The sequence below is a fragment of the Amycolatopsis sp. cmx-4-83 genome, from assembly GCF_046548815.1.
Taxonomy (GTDB): domain Bacteria; phylum Actinomycetota; class Actinomycetes; order Mycobacteriales; family Pseudonocardiaceae; genus Amycolatopsis; species Amycolatopsis pretoriensis_A.
The window spans coordinates 1-18,816 of record NZ_JAEBEF010000016.1 but is presented as its reverse complement, the minus strand read 5'-3'; the positions used below and the strand labels follow the sequence as shown (position 1 = coordinate 18,816).

Annotated in this window: 12 protein-coding genes and 1 pseudogene; 7 read left to right on the top strand and 6 right to left on the bottom strand. The window is 71.8% G+C overall.

The genetic code is table 11. The features are described from left to right. Positions 1-94: 94 nt before the first annotated feature. On the bottom strand, positions 95-1,267 hold the full coding sequence (locus ACLJQM_RS39800; protein ID WP_247025107.1) for an ROK family transcriptional regulator: 1,173 nt from the start codon (positions 1,265-1,267) through the stop codon (positions 95-97). A gap of 220 nt (positions 1,268-1,487) precedes the next feature. Between ACLJQM_RS39800 and ACLJQM_RS39795 the strand changes: the two genes are divergently transcribed. Together ACLJQM_RS39795 and ACLJQM_RS39790 are read left to right on the top strand one after the other, a co-directional pair. Beyond that, entirely contained in the window at positions 1,488-2,561 is a 1,074-nt protein-coding gene (locus tag ACLJQM_RS39795) for a spore photoproduct lyase family protein (RefSeq protein ID WP_410635490.1), read from the top strand. 66 nt (positions 2,562-2,627) lie between these two features. Beyond that, positions 2,628-4,760, top strand: coding sequence for a hypothetical protein (locus ACLJQM_RS39790; RefSeq protein WP_410635488.1), 2,133 nt, complete (start codon positions 2,628-2,630; stop codon positions 4,758-4,760). A 6-nt stretch (positions 4,761-4,766) separates the two neighbouring features. On the opposite strand, the gene ACLJQM_RS39785 is transcribed toward ACLJQM_RS39790, so the two are convergent. Both ACLJQM_RS39785 and ACLJQM_RS39780 read right to left on the bottom strand, forming a co-directional pair. Continuing rightward, positions 4,767-5,726: a glycine betaine ABC transporter substrate-binding protein gene (locus ACLJQM_RS39785; protein WP_410635487.1), complete on the bottom strand. Its 960-nt coding sequence runs from the start codon at positions 5,724-5,726 to the stop codon at positions 4,767-4,769. Between the two features lie 8 nt (positions 5,727-5,734). Continuing rightward, positions 5,735-8,080: an ABC transporter permease subunit gene (locus tag ACLJQM_RS39780; protein WP_410635486.1), complete on the bottom strand. Its 2,346-nt coding sequence runs from the start codon at positions 8,078-8,080 to the stop codon at positions 5,735-5,737. A 321-nt stretch (positions 8,081-8,401) separates the two neighbouring features. On the opposite strand from ACLJQM_RS39780, the gene ACLJQM_RS39775 reads away from it, so the two are divergent. Further along, positions 8,402-8,839 (top strand): hypothetical protein, encoded by a 438-nt coding sequence (locus ACLJQM_RS39775; RefSeq protein ID WP_410635485.1) that lies wholly within the window; start codon positions 8,402-8,404, stop codon positions 8,837-8,839. Between the two features lies 1 nt (position 8,840). On the opposite strand, the gene ACLJQM_RS39770 is transcribed toward ACLJQM_RS39775, so the two are convergent. Further along, a complete protein-coding gene (locus ACLJQM_RS39770; RefSeq protein WP_410635483.1) occupies positions 8,841-10,259 on the bottom strand; it encodes a purple acid phosphatase family protein in 1,419 nt (472 codons plus the stop codon). Positions 10,260-10,273: 14 nt separating this feature from the next. Further along, positions 10,274-11,854, bottom strand: a complete 1,581-nt coding sequence (locus tag ACLJQM_RS39765; protein WP_410635481.1) for a purple acid phosphatase family protein — start codon at positions 11,852-11,854, stop codon at positions 10,274-10,276. Positions 11,855-12,012: 158 nt separating this feature from the next. Here ACLJQM_RS39765 and ACLJQM_RS39760 point away from each other — a divergent pair, with 158 nt between their 5' ends. Then, the gene (locus ACLJQM_RS39760; protein WP_410635480.1) at positions 12,013-13,005 is read left to right on the top strand and encodes a hypothetical protein; all 993 of its coding nucleotides are present in this window, start codon (positions 12,013-12,015) and stop codon (positions 13,003-13,005) included. A gap of 414 nt (positions 13,006-13,419) precedes the next feature. On the opposite strand, the gene ACLJQM_RS39755 is transcribed toward ACLJQM_RS39760, so the two are convergent. Then, positions 13,420-14,916: an alpha/beta hydrolase gene (locus ACLJQM_RS39755; RefSeq protein ID WP_410635478.1), complete on the bottom strand. Its 1,497-nt coding sequence runs from the start codon at positions 14,914-14,916 to the stop codon at positions 13,420-13,422. A gap of 107 nt (positions 14,917-15,023) precedes the next feature. Between ACLJQM_RS39755 and ACLJQM_RS39750 the strand changes: the two genes are divergently transcribed. The 3 genes and pseudogenes from ACLJQM_RS39750 to ACLJQM_RS39740 form a co-directional block, all read left to right on the top strand. Further along, on the top strand, positions 15,024-16,157 hold the full coding sequence (locus ACLJQM_RS39750) for a sensor histidine kinase (RefSeq protein ID WP_410635476.1): 1,134 nt from the start codon (positions 15,024-15,026) through the stop codon (positions 16,155-16,157). Then, positions 16,154-16,759, top strand: coding sequence for a DNA-binding response regulator (locus ACLJQM_RS39745; RefSeq protein ID WP_247022818.1), 606 nt, complete (start codon positions 16,154-16,156; stop codon positions 16,757-16,759). Before ACLJQM_RS39750 ends, ACLJQM_RS39745 begins: the two co-directional genes overlap by 4 nt. Positions 16,760-16,850: 91 nt before the next feature. Beyond that, a pseudogene (locus ACLJQM_RS39740) lies at positions 16,851-18,816 on the top strand (hypothetical protein); the annotation flags it as partial.

Sequence of the window (18,816 nt, the reverse complement as noted above, 5' to 3'; positions counted from 1 at the left end):
GACAGACTTTCGCACTTTCGATACAAAAGTCTGTCCGGTTCAGACATTACTACGCGAGGTTGCTCGGCGACCGACCGTGAACCCGCGCGCGGGTTCAGCTGCTGAGCGTGAAGGCCCGGTCGGTGGCCGACCAGGCCGCGCCGATCACGCCCGCCGTCTCGCCGAGCTCGGACAGCACGATCGGCAGGTTGCCCGTCGCCAGCGGCAGCGACCGCCGGTACACCGCGCTGCGCACCTCGGCCAGCAGCTGGTGCCCGAGCTGGGCCACCCCGCCGCCGATCACGACCATCCCCGGGTTGATGAAGCAGACCAGCGACGCGATGACCTGGCCGAGCCGGCGCCCGCCGTCGCGGATGAGGTTGACCGCACCGAAGTCACCTGCCGCCGCCGCGCGGCCGACGTCACGCGCGGTGACCGCCCCGCCGTCGGCGGCCACCTCGGCGAGGTGCGCCGACCGGCCGCTGCGAGCCAGCGCCAGTCCGTCGCGGGCCAGCGCCGCGCCGCCGAAGTAGGCCTCCAGGCAGCCGACCTCGCCGCACGCGCAGGTCGGGCCGAAGTCGTCGAGCCGGATGTGCCCGATGTCGCCCGCCGTGCCCGCGACCCCGCGGTACACCTTGCCGCCGAGCACGATGCCGCAGCCGATCCCGGTGCCGATCTTGACGAACATCAGGTCGTCGGTCGAGCGCGCGACCCCGGCGTGCCGCTCCCCGAGCGCCATCGCGTTGACGTCGTTGTCCACCGCGACCGGGCAGCCCCACAGGCCGCCGAGGTGGTCGCGCACGCTGAACCGGTCCCACCCCGGCATGATCGGCGGCGCGACGGCCATGCCCTCGGCGAAGCTGACCGGCCCCGGCAGCCCGATCCCGGCGGCGACCAGCCGCCCGGGCGCCTCGTCCCGGACCTTCTCGGCGAGCGCGGCGACCCGCCGCAGCACGGGGTGCGGCCCCTGCCGCACGTCGCAGTCCTCGACGGCGTGCGCGAGCACCTCGCAGGAGGCGTCGGTGACCGCCACCCCGACCGACGTCGCGCCGACGTCCACCGCGAGCACCCGGAGGTCACCGGCGAGCCGGACGAGGGTCGACCGCCGCCCGCCCCGGCTGGCCGAGGGCCCCGCGGCCTCGACGAGCCCGACCTCCGCGAGCCGCGCCACTTCGGCCCCGACCCGCGCCCGCGGCAGCTCGAGCCGCTCCCCCAGTTCGACCCGTGACATCGGGCCTTCGTCCCGGAGCAGGGTGAGCAACCGGGTCTGGTGCCGGGTTTCGACCATCGAGTGCTCCGTGCCGGATACCGCGCTCATTCGCCTCAGCCTACTGCGTCGCCCGCCCGGCTTCGCCGCGTCCCGAGTGGACGGACCCCGGTGCGCGAATCTCCGCCCTTCCCGCGGCGGGGCGAAAATGCACGGGCTCCCCTTTCCGTTCGGAAGAACCGATCGACGGCCTCGGCCACACCACCAGCCGCCGTCGGCTACGGTCGGTAAGCTCGGTCCGGTGCGCGACGCCGAACGGGACCGACTGCTGGCGCCGTCGCGCATCTACGTCGAGCCCGCCGCCGCCGAGCTCCCCCGCGGCCGCCAGGTGCTCGACCGCTTTCCGGACGCGACGCGGGTCGAGGTCGACAGCCACTGGCGGATCCCCGAACTGCACGGCGACGAGACCAACGTCCGGCGCTGGGTGCGGATCAAGCGCGAAGCCCTCGTGCTGGGCACCAAGAAGTCGCTCACCGCCCGCCCCAACGGCCGCTCCGCCGACTTCATCGCCCCCTCCACGTCGAACGGCTGCGCGATGGCGTGCGCCTACTGCTACGTCCCGCGGCGCAAGGGTTATTCGAACCCGATCACGGTCTTCGCGAACATCGAGCAGATCACCGGCTACCTGACCCGCCACATCGGCAGGCAGGGCCCGAAGCCGGAGCCGAACCAGTGCGACCCCGAAGCGTGGGTCTACGACATCGGCGAGAACTCCGACTGCTCGGTCGACGCCTTGATCAGCGACAACGTCAGCGACCTGATCGCGCTGTTCGCCGGGCAGCCGACCGCGAAGGCGTCGTTCGCCACCAAGTACGTCAACCGCGGCCTGCTCGGCCTGTCCCCAAGCGGCCGCACCCGCGTCCGGTTCTCGCTCATGCCCGAGCGGCCGGCGAAGCTGCTGGACCTGCGCACGAGCCCGATCACCGACCGGCTCCAGGCACTGGACGACTTCGTCGAAGCGGGGTACGAGGTCCACGTGAACCTCAGCCCGGTCGTCGTCTACCCGGGCTGGCTCGACGACTGGACCGCCCTGCTGAAGGACCTCGGCGACGCGACGAACGCGGCCACGAAGGCCCAGCTGGCCGCGGAGGTCATCATGCTGACCCACAACCGCGCCCTGCACGAGGTCAACCTCGGCTGGCACCCGAAGGCCGAGCAGGTGCTGTGGCGTCCCGACCTCCAGGAGACCAAGCGCAGCGAAGGCGGCGGTGTCAACGTCCGGTACCGGGCCGGGCAGAAGCGGGCTTTGCTGGACGAGCTGCTGGATCTGATCGCCGTGCACGCCCCCTATCTGCGGGTGCGCTACGCCTTCTGAACCGCCCTGGTGCTGTCCCGTCTTTGACCTGTGCGGGCGGCGATCGCTGAACTAGCATGCCGATGTGTGACGGACGGGGCGCGCGGGGAAATCGAAGAACTCGAAGCAATCGTCCGATCGGCGGAGCGGACGCTGAGCCGGACGGAACACCCGCCGCCCGACGCTCGGGCGTTCCTGGAAGAGCTCGCTCACCGTTGCCGTGACGGGGAAATCGGCCCGGAACCCGTCGACACCAGCACCGGCCTCTTCCGCACCGAGAACGGGCGATCGCGGTTCGCGCGGCCGGACGTCCGGGACTACCTGGCCGCGCACCACGTGGTCCGCCGCCACCCGCGTGGTCCCCGGCTGGCGGCGCCGGCGACGTGGAAGTACTTCGTCCCCCGGAAGAACTGGCCGTGGCCCGACGCCGGGGTGCAGGCCTTCCTGGCCGCGCTCTGGTGGCAGCCCGCGAAACCCGCGGTCGAACGGCGGCTCGGGAACCTCCTGCACAAGCGGCACCGCGAGCCCAACGTCCGGTTCGTCGTCGACCTGCTCCGCCGAAATCTGGTGCCGGGCAGTGATCTTCGCCGGCGGACGATCGCAATCTTGCGTGAAGCGGTCCGGGACGACGAGCTGGACGACGACCGGTGGACGGCCTCCCTCGAGCAGCTCCAGCTGATCGACCCGGCCGTGGCCGCGGACGAACTCGACGCGATGATCACCTTCGCCGCGCCGACCGCCAGTTCACTTCGCCGGTACCACGCCGTCGTCGCGCTGATCGACTACGACCGGGCGCGGGGCATGAAGGCGCTGAAGATCCTGGCGCGGAACCCGACCGGCACCGCTCAAAACCGCTTCGACACGGCGATCCTCATCGGCGAACTCGACGAGGCCGCGGGCGTGGTGGCCATGCAGCAGCTGGCGGGCACCGAAGGCATGGGCGATCTGCGCGTGGACGCCGCGATCGTCCTCCACCGCCCCGATCTGCTGAGCGAGCTCGTCACGGGTGGAGGCGACCTGTCCGACGACGCACGCTTGCGAGCGCTCGGCGAACTCCTGCCGGTGGAACCCGGAACCGCGATCACGGCCGCCGAACGGTTCGCGGAGACCGCGGCGGACGAAGAGACTCCGCTGCGGATCGCCGAGCTGGTCCGGCCGTTCGACGGCCCGGCGGCGCTGCGGATGGCGACCAGGACCGCCGAGCGGGAAGACAAGCGAGCCGACAGTGAAGTGCGGTACCGCGCGGTTCTCCTGATCGGCGGGATCGACCCGGCGCAGGCCGTTCCCGCGTTGCGCCGGCTGTCCGAAAGCGAGGCCGCGACCTTCCGGGTCCGGCTCCGGGCCGCCACGGGGATCGTGACCGAGCACCGCGGGCCGATCGACGCGGTCGTCGCGCTGGCGAACGCTCCGCGCCTGGCGTGGGCGGACCGGGCCGAGGCCGCCGAGACGCTCGAAGAAACCGATCCCGAGACCAGTGCGCGGTTGCTGGTGACCATCTCGAAGTCGGGGCCGCCCGACGCCGGCCGGCTCACCCTCCTGCGACAGGCCCACCGGATCGACTCAAGGCAGGCCGTCGGCGCGATCACGGAGCTGATCAAGGACAAGCACGTCGCCGGGCCGACCCGGGTGCGCGCAGTCGAACTCGTGGCTACGACGCTGGGCACCGCCGTCGTCATCGGGCTGTACGCCGAGATCGTCGCCACCGCCGATGGCGAGAGCGCCAAGGCCGCCGCGAAGAAGGTCATCGCCATGGGCCACCCCGACGGCCCGCGGCTGATGGGGAAGGTGGCCGACCGGACGGACGAGAAGCCCGAGTTCCGGCTCGACGCGGCACGCGAGGCAGGTCCGCACGGGAGGAACGCGTTGCTGAGCCTGGCGCAGAAGGGACGTCCCGACTCCCTGCGGCTCAACGCGGCCAAGGCGCTGTACACGATCGACCGGTCCAGTGGGCGGAAGGCCTTGGAGCAGCTGGTCAAGCGGGCGACGCCGGGCCGGGTCCGGATCGACGCGGCGAAATGCCTCCCCGGACCCGCGGTGGTGGGCGCGCTCGCCACCATCGCCGAGGACCGCCGCGAGCGGGCGCCCGTCCGGCTGGACGCCGCCGAACAGGCCTGGGACATCGATCCCAAACGTGGCCGGCTCCTGGTAGAAGCACTGGCGACCGACCCGTCGATCCCGGCCAACCTCCGGGAACGGGCCCAGAACCACCTCCGGCGGTGACCGGCTTCAGCTGATGAAGCCCGCCGACTTCAGCCAGTCTCGGGCCACCTCCGCCGGCTTCCGGCCGTCCACGCTCACCTTCTTGTTCAGCTCCGTCAACGTCGCCGTGTCCAGCTTCGCCGCGATCGGCGTGAAGACCTGCTCCAGCTGCGGGTACTTCTGCGCCACCCCCGACGCGATCGAGATGGCCGGGTTGTACGTCGGGAAGAAGTGCTTGTCGTCCTCCAGCACGACCAGTTTCTGCCCCGCCACGCGGCCGTCCGTCGAGGCCACCTCGCCGAAGCCGCACGTGTCGCCCTTGCCGACCGTCGGGTAGATCACCGCGTCGTTGAGCAGGTGCTCCTGCGGGGCCGGCAGGTCGAAGCCGTACGTCTTCTCCAGGCCCGGGAAGCCGTCGTCGCGGCTCTTGAACTCCGGGCCGATGCACGTCGAGGCCGCGGCGGGGTCGCGCTTCACCAGTGCCGCGTAGTCCGAGAGCGTCTTGACGCCGGTGCGGGCGATCGCCGCCGGGTTGCCGGCCAGCGCGTAGGTGTCGTTCGCCGGCGAACGCGCCCACCACGTGACCTTGTTCGCGGCGTCGGCCTGCTTGACCGCGTCGTACTGCGCCTGCGCGTCGGCGATCGGCTTGGTCTGCTTGAGGTAGCTGATCCAGGCGGTGCCGGTGTACTCCCAGTACAGGTCGACCGCGCCGCTGGTCAGCGCCTGGCGGACGTTGCTCGAGCCGGTGATGTTCGTCTTGTCCTGCGGGCTCGCCCCCGCCGCCTGCAGCGCGACGACGGCGATCTGGCCCAGCAGCAGCTGTTCGTCGAACTCCTTGGAGCTGACCCGGATCTGCGCGCCGCTCAGCGCGTCGATCTTCTTGATCGACCCCTGACCCACTTGGGGGCCGGACTCGTCCTTGCCGATCGTGCAGCCGGCGGCCAGCACCACGACGAGTGCGGAAACGGCGGCGAGCGTGCGTCGCATGGGTCCTCCTAGGGTTGCATTCCGCGCGGGTGCAGGACTCCCTCGGCGAGCAGGCCCAGCCAGTCGGCGAAGAGCGCCAGCGCGGCGACGACGATGCCGAAGGTCAGGCTCAGCATCGGGCGGTACAGCCCGATCCCGGCGACGAGCCCGCCGCCGAGACCGCCGCCGTCGATGAACGTCGCCAGCGTCGCGCTCGCGACGGTGAGCACCAGCGCCGTCCGGATCCCGGCGAGGATCACCGGGACCGCCAGCGGGAGTTCGATCCGCCACAGGATCGCCGTCCTCGTCATGCCCATGCCGCGCGCGGCGTCCACGAGCGTCGGGTCGACGCCGTCCAGCCCGACGATCGTGTTGCGCAGCACCGGCAACGTCGCGTAGACGACCAGCGCCGTCACCGCCGTCGTGGTGCCCGTGCCGATCCACAGCGCGAGCAGGACGACGAGCCCGATCGACGGGATCGCCTGGCCGAGGTTGCCCAGGCCCAGCCCGACCGGCCGGGCCCAGCGCGCGCCCGCGCGGGTGAGCAGGATGCCCAGCGGCAGCGCGATGGCGATGGTGCACACCGTCGAGATCAGCGTCAGCCGCAGGTGCGCGCCGAGTTCGGCGAAGATCTCGCCCGGGTTGAGGTAGCGCTGTTCGATCGAGTCGATCGGGTGCGCGCGCACGATCAGGAACAACGCCAGCAGCGCGAGGGCGAGCAGGACCGGGCGCACGAGCAGCCCCAGCCGGCGGCGCCGCCGCTTCTCCGGCGCCGCCGTCTTCTCCGGCGTCTCGACCACCGCGGGAGGCGGCGGTCCGACGGCCGGCTCGAGCGCCGCGACCAGGCGGGCGACGTCGCAGACGCCCCCGTTCCCGGTCACCGAGACCGCGGTGCTGCCGGTGCGGACCATCGTGTCCAGCGCGTCCCGCAGCGTGGCCGTGGCGGGTACGGACGGCAGCCCGTCCTCGGCCGGTCCGAGCGGCACGTCGGCCACCGGGATCAGCGCGAGCCGCTTGAGGTTCCGCTTCGAGCCGACGAAGGCCGACACGTAGTCGTCGGCCGGCGCGGCCAGGATCGCCTGGGGCGTGTCGTACTGCGCGAGCACCGACCGCGGCCGCAGCACCGCGATCCGGTCGCCGAGCTTGAGGGCCTCGTCGAAGTCGTGCGTGACGAACACGATCGTCTTGCGCACCTGCCGCTGCAGGCGCAGGAGCTCGTCCTGCAGCCGGGCGCGGGTGATCGGGTCGGTGGAGCCGAACGGCTCGTCCATCAGCAGCACCGGCGGGTCCGCGGCCATCGCCCGCGCCACGCCGACGCGCTGCTGCTGGCCGCCGGAGAGCTCACGCGGGTAGCGGAGGCCGTGCTCGGCGGTCAGCCCGACGACGTCGAGCAGCTCGCGCACGCGCCCGGCGATGCGCCGCCGGGTCCAGCCGAGCACCCGCGGCACCACGCCGATGTTGGCGTCGACCCGCAGGTGCGGGAACAGCCCGACCTGCTGGATGACGTACCCGGTGTGGCGCCGGTGCTCGTCGAGGTCGAGCGCCGAGACGTCGGTGCCGCCGATCGTGACGGTTCCCGAGGTGGGCTCGACCAGCCGGTTGATCATCCGCATGGTCGTCGTCTTGCCGCAGCCCGACGGGCCGGTGAGCACGACGATCTCGCCCGCCGGGATCCGCATCGAGAGGCCGTCGACCGCGGGCACCGCGCGGCCCGGGTAGAGCTTGCTGACCTCGCGCAGTTCGATCGTCTCGCCGCCGGTGCCGGTCGGCTCCCCCGGCGCCGCTTCGAGGCGGGCGCGCGGGCGCCGCCACGCCGTCAGCTTGCCGACGAGCACGAACGCCAGGTCGAACAGCAGCGCCAGCACCATGATCCCGACCGTCCCGGTCAGCACCTGGTTGAGGGAGTTGACCGAGCCGAACCGGCCGAGGCCGTCGAAGATCTCGTTGCCGAGGCCGGGCCCCTTGACGTAGGCGCCGATGGCGGCGATCCCGATCGTGATCTGCGTCGACACCCGGATGCCGGACAGGATCACCGGCCAGGCCAGCGGCAGCCGCACCCGCCACAGCACCCGCACGCGGCCGAGCCCCATCCCGTGCGCGGCGTCGACGACGGCCGGGTCGACCCCGCGCAGCCCGACGATCGTGTTGCGCGTGATCGGCAGCAGCGCGTAGAGCACCAGCGCGAAGAGGACGTTCGTCAGCCCGAGCCCGAACGGGCCGATCAGGATGCCCAGCAGCGCGATCGAGGGGATGGTCAGGAAGGCGGCGGTGGTCGTGGTCGCGAGGGAGCCGAGCCAGCGCCGCCGGTAGGTCAGCACGCCGAGACCGGTGCCGATCACCACGGCCAGCGCGACCGCGGCGAGGGTGAGGTCCACGTGCAGGATGGCGTCGTTGACGACGTCGATCCAGTTCTCGCGGAGGTACTCCCACCAGCTCAGGGCTGCGCTCCTCGACGTCGCGGGCGGCGGTCCACCGGCCGCGTCCGGAGTGCGGCCGGGCTCCAGCCCAACACGCCGACGGTGCTCCTGTCCACCGCCGGGTACCCCTATCCGTCGCTTCCGCCACGCCGCGGCTCGATCTTCGACGGGGGTACGACGCTCCAACCAGGTCCGCCCGCGGGTATCGGCCGAAAGGACGAGGTCCGCTGTCCCTTCGGCCGAGGTGACCGGCCGGGGCGCTCCCCTAGCTTGACGACCATGGAGTTCACCGCGAAGCGCGTCGGGGTCGCCGTGGTCGCCGCCGGGGCCGCGGCGGTCGCCATCGGGGCGACCGTGATGGCCGCCGCCGCCGATCCCGTCGCGCCCGAGGTCGTCAGCGCGACGCCGGCCGACGCCGGGCACGAGAACGAGGGCAAGTACACCGCCGGGGACTACGTGCTGAACGTGCACGAACTCGACGACGACGGCCAGGGCACGAGCACCGCCATCGGGCCGCGCACGACGTCCTACTCGAAGACGGTGCACGGCACCGGGTCCTGGACGCCGACCGTCGTCAAGTTCTCGGCCGGACGGGACGGCGACGGGCCGATCGTGTTCAGCTACCCCGTTCCCGCGCCGGGCCGGACCGTCGACTGCGTCGCATCCGGCACCGAAGCGGCACCCCGGGTGCGGTGCGAGACCAAGCCCGCCCGGTAGATCACCCGCGCCGCAGCACCACTTCGTCGATCTTGTCGCCGGCTTCGCCGAGCGCGCGCACCGTCAGCTGCCCCGGCGTGACGTCCACCGCCACCAGCCCGTAGCCGCGGTAGCGGACCCGTGACCACGTCACCAACGCGACCGTCGGGGTCGTGCTGCCCTTCTTGTACGACTTCATCGTGGCCGCGGAGTCGTTCTCGTGCCCCAGGTAGCTCTCGGGCGCCTTCCGGTAGAACGCGTCCAGGGCCTGCCCGCCGCCCCCGGCCGTGACGTAGGTGGTGCCGTCGGTCTTCGGGTTCACCACGCCGGTCTTCTTGGTCCCCTTCCCCGCCTTGATGGGGTCGGTGCGCTCGTAGAGCCGGTTGTGCGCGGTGAGCACCAGGTCGACGCCGTGCTTGTCGAACAGCGGCGCCCACTTCTCCTGCGCGCCGCGCTCGGCGCCGTAGCGGTCGCCCGTGCTGTACACGGAGTGGTTGCAATAGACCACGACGAACTCGACGGCCGGGTCGGCACGGAACTTCCCGAGCTGCGCGTCCAGCCACTTCAGCTGTTTACCGGCGGTGTAGCCGAGCTTGGCCGGGAAGCGGTAGCAGACATCACCGGCGTCGAGGCTCAGGAACCCGACGTTGTGGTAGCGCCACGAATAGATCCCGGTGGACCCGCTCCACGCGTTGTCCGGCATGGCGAACCGGGCCCGCATGCCCCCGTTTCCGGTGCTGTCGTGAAACTTCTCGTACTCGCGGTGGCCGGGCGTGACCAGCCACGGGATCCCGGACGCCACCGGGTCGTTCTGCGCGAAGAAGGAGTCCCACTTCCGCGCGTCGTACTCGAAGTCCTCCGAGGCGGGCTTGTCCTCGGGCTCGTGCATCGCGTAGCTCAGGCCGCCCAGTGCCAGGTGGAACGCCGGGGCGAGGTCCGCGACCCGGCTGTTCGACGCGATCGCGTTGTAGCCGACCCCCTGCTCGCCCGCCGCGGTGAAGGTGAACGCGCCGGAAGTGCCCGCCGTGCGGAAGCTCGCGACCTCCCCAAGCCGGTCCGCGGCGACGGGGTCGTAGCCCGCGTGCCCGAGCACGTAGTGGTACGTCGTGCCCGGCGCCAGCCCGGTCAGCTTCGCGTGCAGGTAGTACTGCGTGGAGGTGGCCGGCGCGTGCGGCGGGAAGTCGTGCTCCTCCGGCTGCTGCCAGGACAGCTTGCTCTCCAGCGGGCGCACTTCGGCGGCGATCGGCGCCCCCAGCGTCGTCGGCGAAGTGCCGAAGCGGACGTAGGGCCCGGTCACCTTGCCGGGCACCTGCCACGACACGGTGACCTGCGTGGCCGGGTCCGCGCCGAACGCCAGGTGCCTGCCGAACGGGCGCAGCGTGGCCCCGGCGGCCGGGGCGGCGGCCCGGAACAGGGCGCGCCGGGAAAGGTTCGTGGTCATCGCGTGTCCTCCGGTCAGCCGCGGCGGATGGTCAGGTCGTCGACGAGGACGTTGTCTTCGGTGAGCGCCCGCACCTTCAGCCGGCCGGGTTTCCCGCCGGCGGCCGGCGTGACGTCGACGTGCACCAGGCTGTAGCCACGGAAGCGCACCCGCGACCAGGTCACCTTCTTCCGGTGCCCGCCACCGTCTTCGTCGTCCCACCGCATGGTCACCGTCGCGTCGTGGACGTGCCCGAGGTAGGAGTCGCCCGCCGCCTCGTCGATCCAGTCGTTGATGCTCTCGCCGCCACCGCCCGCGGTGATGTAGGTGACCCCGTCGGTCTTCGAGTTCACCGTGCCGCCGGGCGCGACCTGCTTGGTGCCCTGGTCCGCCTTGATCGGGTCGGTGCGCTCGTAGAGGTGGTTGTGCCCGTTGAGCACCAGGTCGACCTGGTACTGGTCGAAGAGCGGGGCCCACTTCTGCTGCGCGCCGAGCTCGGCGCCGTTCGCGTCCGAAGTGGAATAGGTGCACTGGTGGCAGTAGACGACGATGAACTCGATCGTCGGGTCGTCGCGGAACTTCGCGAGCCGGCTCTTCAGCCAGGCCGTCTGCCTGCCCTCGGTGTAGTCCAGGTTGGACTGGCTGTTGTAGCAGATGTCGTTGCTGTCCAGGCTGATCAGGCCGACGTTCTGGTAGCGCCACGAGTAGATGCACGTCGAGCCGTCCCACGCGTTGTCCGGCATGGCGAACCGGGCGCGCATGCCGCCGTAGCCGTGGTCGTCGTACCAGCCCTCCATCTCGTGGTTGCCGATGGCGACCATCCACGGGATCCCGGCCGCGACGGGTTCGTTCTGCGCGAAGAACGAGTCCCACTTGCGGGCGTCGTACTTGTCTTCGTCCGGGTGCCCGCCTTCGCCGTTGAGCGCGTAGCTCATGTCCCCCATGGCGAGGTGGAACCGCGGGCCCAGGTCGGCGATGAGGCTGTTGGTGGCCAACGCGTTGTAGCCGACGCCCTGGTCGCCGAACGCCGTGAAGGAGAAGCCCTCGGTGCGGCCCGCCGCCGGCGCGGTGCGGAAGGTGCCGACCTCGCCGGCCCGGCCGCTGGTCGCCGGGTCGTAGCCCTGGTGGCCGAGCACGTAGTAGTACGTCGTGTTCGGCACCAGGTTGTCGAGCTTGACGTGCTGGTAGTACTGCGTGATCGCGGACGGGCTGTGCGGCGAGAAGGTGTGCGTCGCGGTCTGCCACGACAAGTCGCTCTTCAGCGCGCGCACCTCGGCGGGCACGGTCGCGCCGTAATCCCCTTCGGCCGTGCCGATCCGGAGGTAGGGCGCGCTCACCTGGGCCGGCGTCTGCCACGAGACGACGACTTGCCGCGAGGCGTCGGCACCGTAGGCGAGGTGCCGTCCGAAGGGCCGCAGCGTCGAGCCCGGCACGGTTTCCGCGCGCAGCAGCACGGCCGGTCCCGGCCGGGGCGCCGGGGTGGCCTCGGCGGTTCCCGGCAGCAGGAGGCGCCCCGCGGCCAGCGCGGCACCGCCGGCCGCGGCACCGCGGAACACACTGCGCCGCGTGTGCTTCCGGACGTTGTGGTCGTACCACTCGGCGAGCCGCAGTTCCATGCCCTCAAGTTAAGAAACTTTCCTAACTACGTCAAGAGCACGACCGGACACCGACGGTTGCCCCTAGTCGATCAAGTCGGTACAGTCCGGTCCGTCAAGAGGTTTCCTTGGCAACGCCGCGTTGTTTCGCCCGAGCCCCCATGGCCTTAGGAGCACACGTGCGCACATTCCGCCGGTTCACTGCACCCACAATCCTCCTCGCGGCGGTCCTCGCCGCCCCGGCCGGCACCGCCCACGCCGCCACCGCGAAGTGGCCGGGTGACCCGGCCGTCGCGGTCGCCGACGCCGCCGGCGTCTTCGGCGAAAACCTCAGCGGGCTCTCGTTCGCGGGCGCCGACGTGCTGTGGGCGGTCAAGAACGGCCCGGGCACGCTGTACCGGCTCGTCCGCACCGGCACCACCTGGGGCCCGGACCCCGCGAACGGCTGGTCGTCCGGGAAAGCCCTGCACTACCGCGGCGGCAGCGGCGACCCGGACGCCGAGGGCGTGGTGGCCACCCCCGACGGCGTCTTCGCCGCGACCGAGCGCGACAACGACGGCGACGGCAGCCTGCTCAAGGTGCTGCGGTACGACACGACGTCCTCGGCGAAGTCCCTGAACGCGACCGCCGAGTGGGACCTCACCGACGACCTGCCCGCCGTCGACGACAACGGCGGCTTCGAGGGCATCACCTGGATCCCGGACTCCTTCCTGACCGCGGGTGGCTTCCGCGACGACCACACGAAAGCCGCGTACAACCCCGCGACCTACGCCGGCCACGGCACCGGCCTCTACTTCGTCGGGCTCGAGGACGAAGGCAAGATCTACGCCTACGCGCTCGACCAGGCCGGCGGCGGGTTCACCAAGGTGGCGACCATCGCGTCCGGATTCCCGAAGGTGATGGAGCTGGAGTTCGAGCCGGCGACCGGCAGCCTCTGGTCGGTCTGCGACGACACCTGCTCCGGCAAGACGGCCACGCTGAAGCTGGTCAACGGCAAGTTCACCGTCTCGGCCACCTACGCGCGGCCGTCGAAGATGCCGAACTACAACAACGAGGGCTTCGCGATCGCCCCTGGCTCGACGTGCGCGTCCGGCCGCAAGGCGGTGGTGTGGGCCGACGACGGCAACGACGGCGACCACGCCCTGCGGACCGGCACGCTCCCCTGCGCCTAGCCGAGTAATGCGCCCTTGCGGTTGCGGTAGGACGGACGAATCAGCCGGACCCCGCGCTTGGTGGGGTTCGTGGTCGCAGATCGCCATGAGCACCTGCCGCTCGTCGATCTTCGGGTCGGCCGGCGCCCAGGCGATCGGCAGTCCGGCCGGGGTGCGGACCAGGTGCAGCCGCAGTCCCCAGAACCAGCGCGAGTGTGAACGGCCAGAAGCCGTACTTGGCCCAGCCGGCCAGCTCCGAACGCTTGACCGTGGGCCGGGACCGGCCGTACTCCACCGGGGTCCACAGGTCGGTATCGGCCGCCAGCCAGCGCGTGACGAGCTTGATGGGTGGCAATGCGGCACGCAGGCGGCGGTTGTAGCCGGATTGGCCGGGCAGGAACCGTAGCCGGCGGGCCTCCCTTCGTCCGCCGCCGGTCACCACCCAGACTCACGCATTACTCGTGGCGGGCCGTGTAGCCGACTTCGATACAGACCCTGGTCCGCGGCGCAGAAGGTGTCGTGACCCGCGCGGCGGCCCGTGACCAGGTAATCGGTCACCGAGTCGTTGCCGCACTTGTTCGTCGCGAAGACGTACACGCCGTGCCCGCCCTGGTCGACGGTCACCAGCCGGGCGCGGTCGCCGAACGCGGACCGCAGCCGCAGCGCGCCGGGCAGCGGCGTCGCCGGGTCGCGGAGGTTCTGCACCATGAGGACGTCCGACGGGCCCCGGTCGCCGATCCGCACCCGCGGCTCGCTCGGGGCCGGCCAGAACGCGCACGGCCGGATGTTGGCCGCGAACGCGCCGTACATCGGGTAGCGGATCCCGTCGACGGCGACGGTGCGCTGGTAAGTGCGAACCGAACCCGGCCACTTCGAGTCACCGCAGACGACGCCGAGGTAGCCCGCGGCGAAATTGTCGGTCGTGTCGGCGGCCGCGGTGGCCGGTTTCGCCGGCTGGTTCGTGTCGAGGTCGTGCCAGAGCTCGGCCAGGCCGGGCAGGAGGGCTTCGGAACGCAGGTAGAACGCCGTCACCGTGCGGAACGTGGTGCCGTCGATCCCCTGCACCGGCGACTTGTCCAGGCGCCCGGCGAGCTCGAAGAACTTCGCGGTCACCGCCGCGGGCGTCGCGCCCAGGCCGTACTTCGCCGGCTCGGCCGCGGCGACCTTCGCGAAGTCGGGGAACCGCGTCTGGAAGCCGAGGGCCTGGCTGCGCAGCGCGTCGACGTCGTAGCCGTCGGGACCGAGGCTGCTGTCGAGCACGATCCGGTCGCCGCGGTCCGGGAACAGCGTCGCGTACACCGCGCCGAGGTAGGTGCCGTACGAAGCGCCGTAGTAGGAGATCTTCGGCTCCCCCAGCGCGGCCCGGATCCGGTCCACATCCCGCGCGGTGTTCGCCGTGGTGATGTGCGGCAGGAGGCCGCCGGTCGCGGAACCGGCGCACTGCCGGGCCACGGTTTCGGCGGTCCCGGCCGCCGTGACGACGTCGGCGGCGGTGCGCGGGGTGGGCGGGTTCAGCGCGGTCCCCCGCTGCTCGGGCGTGAGGTCGCAGGTCAGCGGGGTGCTGTGGCCGATGCCGCGCGGGTCGAAGCCGATCAGGTCGTAGCTGTCGCGCACCGCCTGCGGCAGCCCGCGCTTGACGAGCGTGGCCGCGAAGTCCAAGCCGGTCAGCCCGGGTCCGCCCTGGTTGAGCAGCAGGACGCCGCGGCGTTTCGCCGGGTCGGCGCTCGCCAGCTTCGAGACGGCGACGCTGATCGTGGGCCCGTCCGGGTGGCGGTAGTCCAGCGGCACGTCGAGCGTCGAGCACCGCAGCCCGGGTGCGGTCACGTCGGCCGGGCACACGCCCCACGTCAAAGCGGCTCTCGGAGCAGCGACGGCCGGCGCTCCCGCCGTCACGGCCACCGCGACCAGCGCCGCCGGTAAGAACTTTCGCATCGGAACTCCTCGTCGCATCGGCACAAGATCACGACACCACGCCCCGCCGAGCCCACCCCGTGCCATTTGTCATGGGCGATTTCTCCCGGATCGGTAAGGTGACCGGGGTGGGTGGACGTGATCAAGACCGGTTCCCGGCGCGCCGGTGGCCGGACTGGAGTTTCCGGCGGACCCGCCGCCAGCGGGTCACCACGATCGCGGTCAACGCCGCCGCCGTCCTCGGCCTGACCGCTCAGGTCGCCGAAATCGGCCACGCGAACCACGGCGGGGTGCGCAGCGGCATCGCGTTCGCCGCGCTCGGCTGCTACGCCGCCGGCTACCTGTACGTCTTGTGGTCCGGACCTTCGGCGTCGCGCCGGCGGCGGGGCACGCTCGTGGCCGCGGTGTTCGCGCTCGGCGCCGTCCCGGCCGTCGTCCTGGGCTCACCCGACTACCTGACCGAGCTGACCTACGCCGTGGCGCTCGGGTTGATGCTGCTGCCGCTGCGCTGGTCGCTGCCGCTCGGCTTCGCGACGGTGGCCGGGCAGATCACGTGGATGGCGCTGGGGACCGGGCACGTGACCTGGTCGCGGCCGATCACCCTCGCCGGGGTCACGATCGCGCTGGGCACGGTGTTCGCGCTGATCTTCACCATCGGGCACCTGCAGGCCGCGCGCGAACAGGTCCGGAACCTGGCCGTGACGCGGGAACGCGAGCGCGTCGCCCGCGACCTGCACGACATCCTGGGGCACAACCTGTCGACGATGAGCCTGAAGCTGGGGCTGGCCCGGCGGATCCTGGAGTCGCCGGGCAGTCCCGAGCCCGCACTCGCCGAGATCCGCGACCTCGAAAACCTGTGCCACCAATCGCTTTCCGACGTGCGGGCCACCGTTTCGGGCTACCGCGAAGTCACGCTGGACACCGAACTCGCCGGCGCGCGGGCGGCCCTGCGTGCGGCGGGTGTGCGGGCCGAGCTGCCGGGCACCGCCGCCGACGTCGACCCGGCGCTGCGGGGCGTGTTCGGGTACGTCGTGCGCGAAGCCGTCACCAACGTGCTGCGCCACTCGGACGCGACGAGGTGCCAGGTCCGGCTCGGGCCGGGGTGGGTGGAGGTCACCGACGACGGGACCGCCACCGCCGACGCGGCACCGGGGCACGGCCTGACCGGGCTCACCGAGCGCCTGACCGCGGTGTCGGGCGCGCTCGAACACGGCCGCGGCCCCCGCGGCGGCTTCCGGGTGTACGCCGAGGTGCCGGCGTGATCCGGGTCCTGCTGGCCGACGACCAGGCGCTGGTGCGCGGCGCGCTGGCGGCGATGCTGCGGATGGAGTCCGACCTCGACGTGGTCGCGGAAGTCGGTTCGGGCACCGAGGTGCTGGCGGTGGCGCGGCGCACGGCACCGGACATCGCGCTGCTCGACGTCCAGATGCCCGGGCGCGACGGCATCGAGGTGACCGGGCAGCTGCGGCACGCGCTCCCGGCGTGCCGGGTGGTGATCTGCACGACGTTCGGCCGTCCCGGCTACCTCTCCCGCGCGATGACCGCGGGCGCGGCCGGCTTCGTCGTCAAGGATTCGCGGCCGGAGCAGCTGATCAACGCGATCCGGCGCGTCCACGCGGGGCTGCGTTTCGTCGACCCGGCACTGGCCGCCGAGTCCCTCGCCGCGGGCGCCAGCCCCCTGACCGACCGCGAAGCCGACGTCCTCCGAGCCGCGGCGGGCGGCGGCACGGTGGCGGAGATCGCGACGGCGCTGGGCCTGTCCCGCGGCACGGTCCGCAACCACCTCTCCGCGGCGATCGGCAAGACGGAGACACGCACCCGCGTCGAAGCGGCGCGCATCGCGGAAACCAACGGCTGGTTGTAATCCCTGGACCGTTCGGCGCAATTCTCGGTCTCCCGGAACCGGGACCTCCCGCGGGGCGTCAGTATGGGGGCTTTCAACGGGGGGTGTGCTGATGCCGGAGGGGAATCCGCTGGTCGCGGAGTCGAAGCAGGACCCGGACGGCCCCGGCGCGTTCACCGCCGGCAACGGCGACTACGGCTGGGCCGGCGGCATCGGCATCGCCGAATCCTCCATGGACGCCTTCAACGGCATCAAAAACGGCGACTGGGTCTCCGGCGGCCTCGGCATGCTCTCCCTCGCCGGGGAGATAGCGGGCGCCGCGATCGACCCGTTCGGGTACCTGATGTCCTCGGTCGCGTCGTTCCTGATGGAACACATCCAGCCGCTGAAGGACATGCTCGACTCCGTGGCCGGGAACCCGCCGGTCATCCAGTCCTACGCCGACACGTGGGGCAACGTGTCCAAGGCACTCGGTGAACGCAAAACCGATTTCGACAACGCGGTCAAGAACGGCACCACCGGCTGGACCGGCGCGGGAGCGGACGCGTACCGCAAGTTCGCCGCGGAGCACAGCGACGCGCTCTCGGGTGCGGCGACGGTGGCCGGGGCGATCAGCACGGTCACGATGATCATGGGCCAGGTGGTGTCGTTCGTCCGCGAGACGGTCCGGCAGCTGATCGCGGACCTGGTCGGCAAGCTGATCGCGTGGGTGATGGAGGAGGTCTTCTCCCTCGGTTTCGGCACCCCGGTGGTGGTCGCGCAGGCATCGGCGGCGATCGCGAAGTGGGGCAAGAAGATCGGGGAGCTGCTCAAGAAGCTGACCGACACGATCCGGAAAGTCTCGCCGCTGCTGTCGAAGCTGGTGGACATCTTCGAGAAGATCGCGAAGGTGTTCGGGAAGGTCCTGGGCAAGGTCAGCGGGCTGGACGGGTTGAAGGTGAAGGAGGGCGGGTTCGTCCACAAGATCCCCCGGGGTGAGGGCGGGGTCCACACCCGTGCGCATGGCGGCGGGGATTCCCCGGACGGGGAGGGCTCTTCCGGCGGGGACGGTTCGCACTCCGGGGACGGGGATTCCGGTCACGCGGACGGGGATTCGCCGAGTTCGGACCCGATGAATACCGACTCCTCGCCCGATGCGGGTTCCCGCCGCAGCCGCGACGGATCCAGTTCCCCGGACGGGGATGGTTCTCCCTCACACGCGGGTGAGGGGGATGGCTCACCGTCGGCGCACGGTGGTGACGGCTCGCCGGAGGGCAGCCCCTCGGCGGCGCGGTCGGGCGATGGTTCGCCGTCCCGCAGCGGGGATTCGAGCCCCTCGCACGCCGGGGACAGCAGTCCTTCGCCGACCCGCAGCAGCGACGGCACGCCTACGCACGCAGGGGACAGCGGTCCCTCGCCGACGCGTTCTCCTTCCCACGCAGGCGATTCGAGCCCGTCGCCGACCCGCGGCAGCGAGCCCTCGCACGCGGGCGACAGCAGTCCCTCACCCACCCGTGGCAGCGACGGCACGCCCCCGCATGGCGGGGACAACACACCGACCCGTGGTGGGGATAGCAGCCCGTCGCCCACTCGCGGCAGCGACGGCACTCCCTCCCACGCCAGCGACAACACACCCTCCCGGGCGAGCGACAGCAACCCCTCACCCACCCGCGGGAGCGACAGCACGCCCTCCCACGCCGCTGACAGCGGTCCCTCGCCGACCCGCGGCAGCGACAGCACACCCAGCCACTCCGGGGGCAACAGTCCATCCACCCACACCGCACCCTCGCCGGGCTCGCACGCCGGGACCGACACCCCCAGCAGCGCCGCACCTCCCCGCACCGACGGCACCACCTCCGCCAGCGGCACCGCACCCACCACCCCCCGCACCAGCGACCCCGGAACCGTCCCCCCACCCCGCGGCGGGGACGGTGCCCCACCGCAAAGCGCCGCACCCATGGCCGGTGGTGGGATGCCGCCCGGCGGCACACCCGGCAGCGGTGGTGGCGGGCTTGGCGGTGGGACCCCGCGCACCGGCGGCGGTGGTGGGGGCTGGACCGGCACCCCGGGCAGCCCCGGCGCGCACACCGACGCACCCG

Bases quoted from the DNA above. Each gene is read 5' to 3' on its own strand.
- ACLJQM_RS39755 (WP_410635478.1), bottom strand. From the start codon at position 14,916: ATGCGAAAGTTCTTACCGGCGGCGCTGGTCGCGGTGGCCGTGACGGCG.
- ACLJQM_RS39770 (WP_410635483.1), bottom strand. From the start codon at position 10,259: ATGACCACGAACCTTTCCCGGCGCGCCCTGTTCCGGGCCGCCGCCCCG.
- ACLJQM_RS39785 (WP_410635487.1), bottom strand. From the start codon at position 5,726: ATGCGACGCACGCTCGCCGCCGTTTCCGCACTCGTCGTGGTGCTGGCC.
- ACLJQM_RS39775 (WP_410635485.1), top strand. From the start codon at position 8,402: ATGGAGTTCACCGCGAAGCGCGTCGGGGTCGCCGTGGTCGCCGCCGGG.
- ACLJQM_RS39765 (WP_410635481.1), bottom strand. From the start codon at position 11,854: ATGGAACTGCGGCTCGCCGAGTGGTACGACCACAACGTCCGGAAGCAC.
- ACLJQM_RS39800 (WP_247025107.1), bottom strand. From the start codon at position 1,267: ATGGTCGAAACCCGGCACCAGACCCGGTTGCTCACCCTGCTCCGGGAC.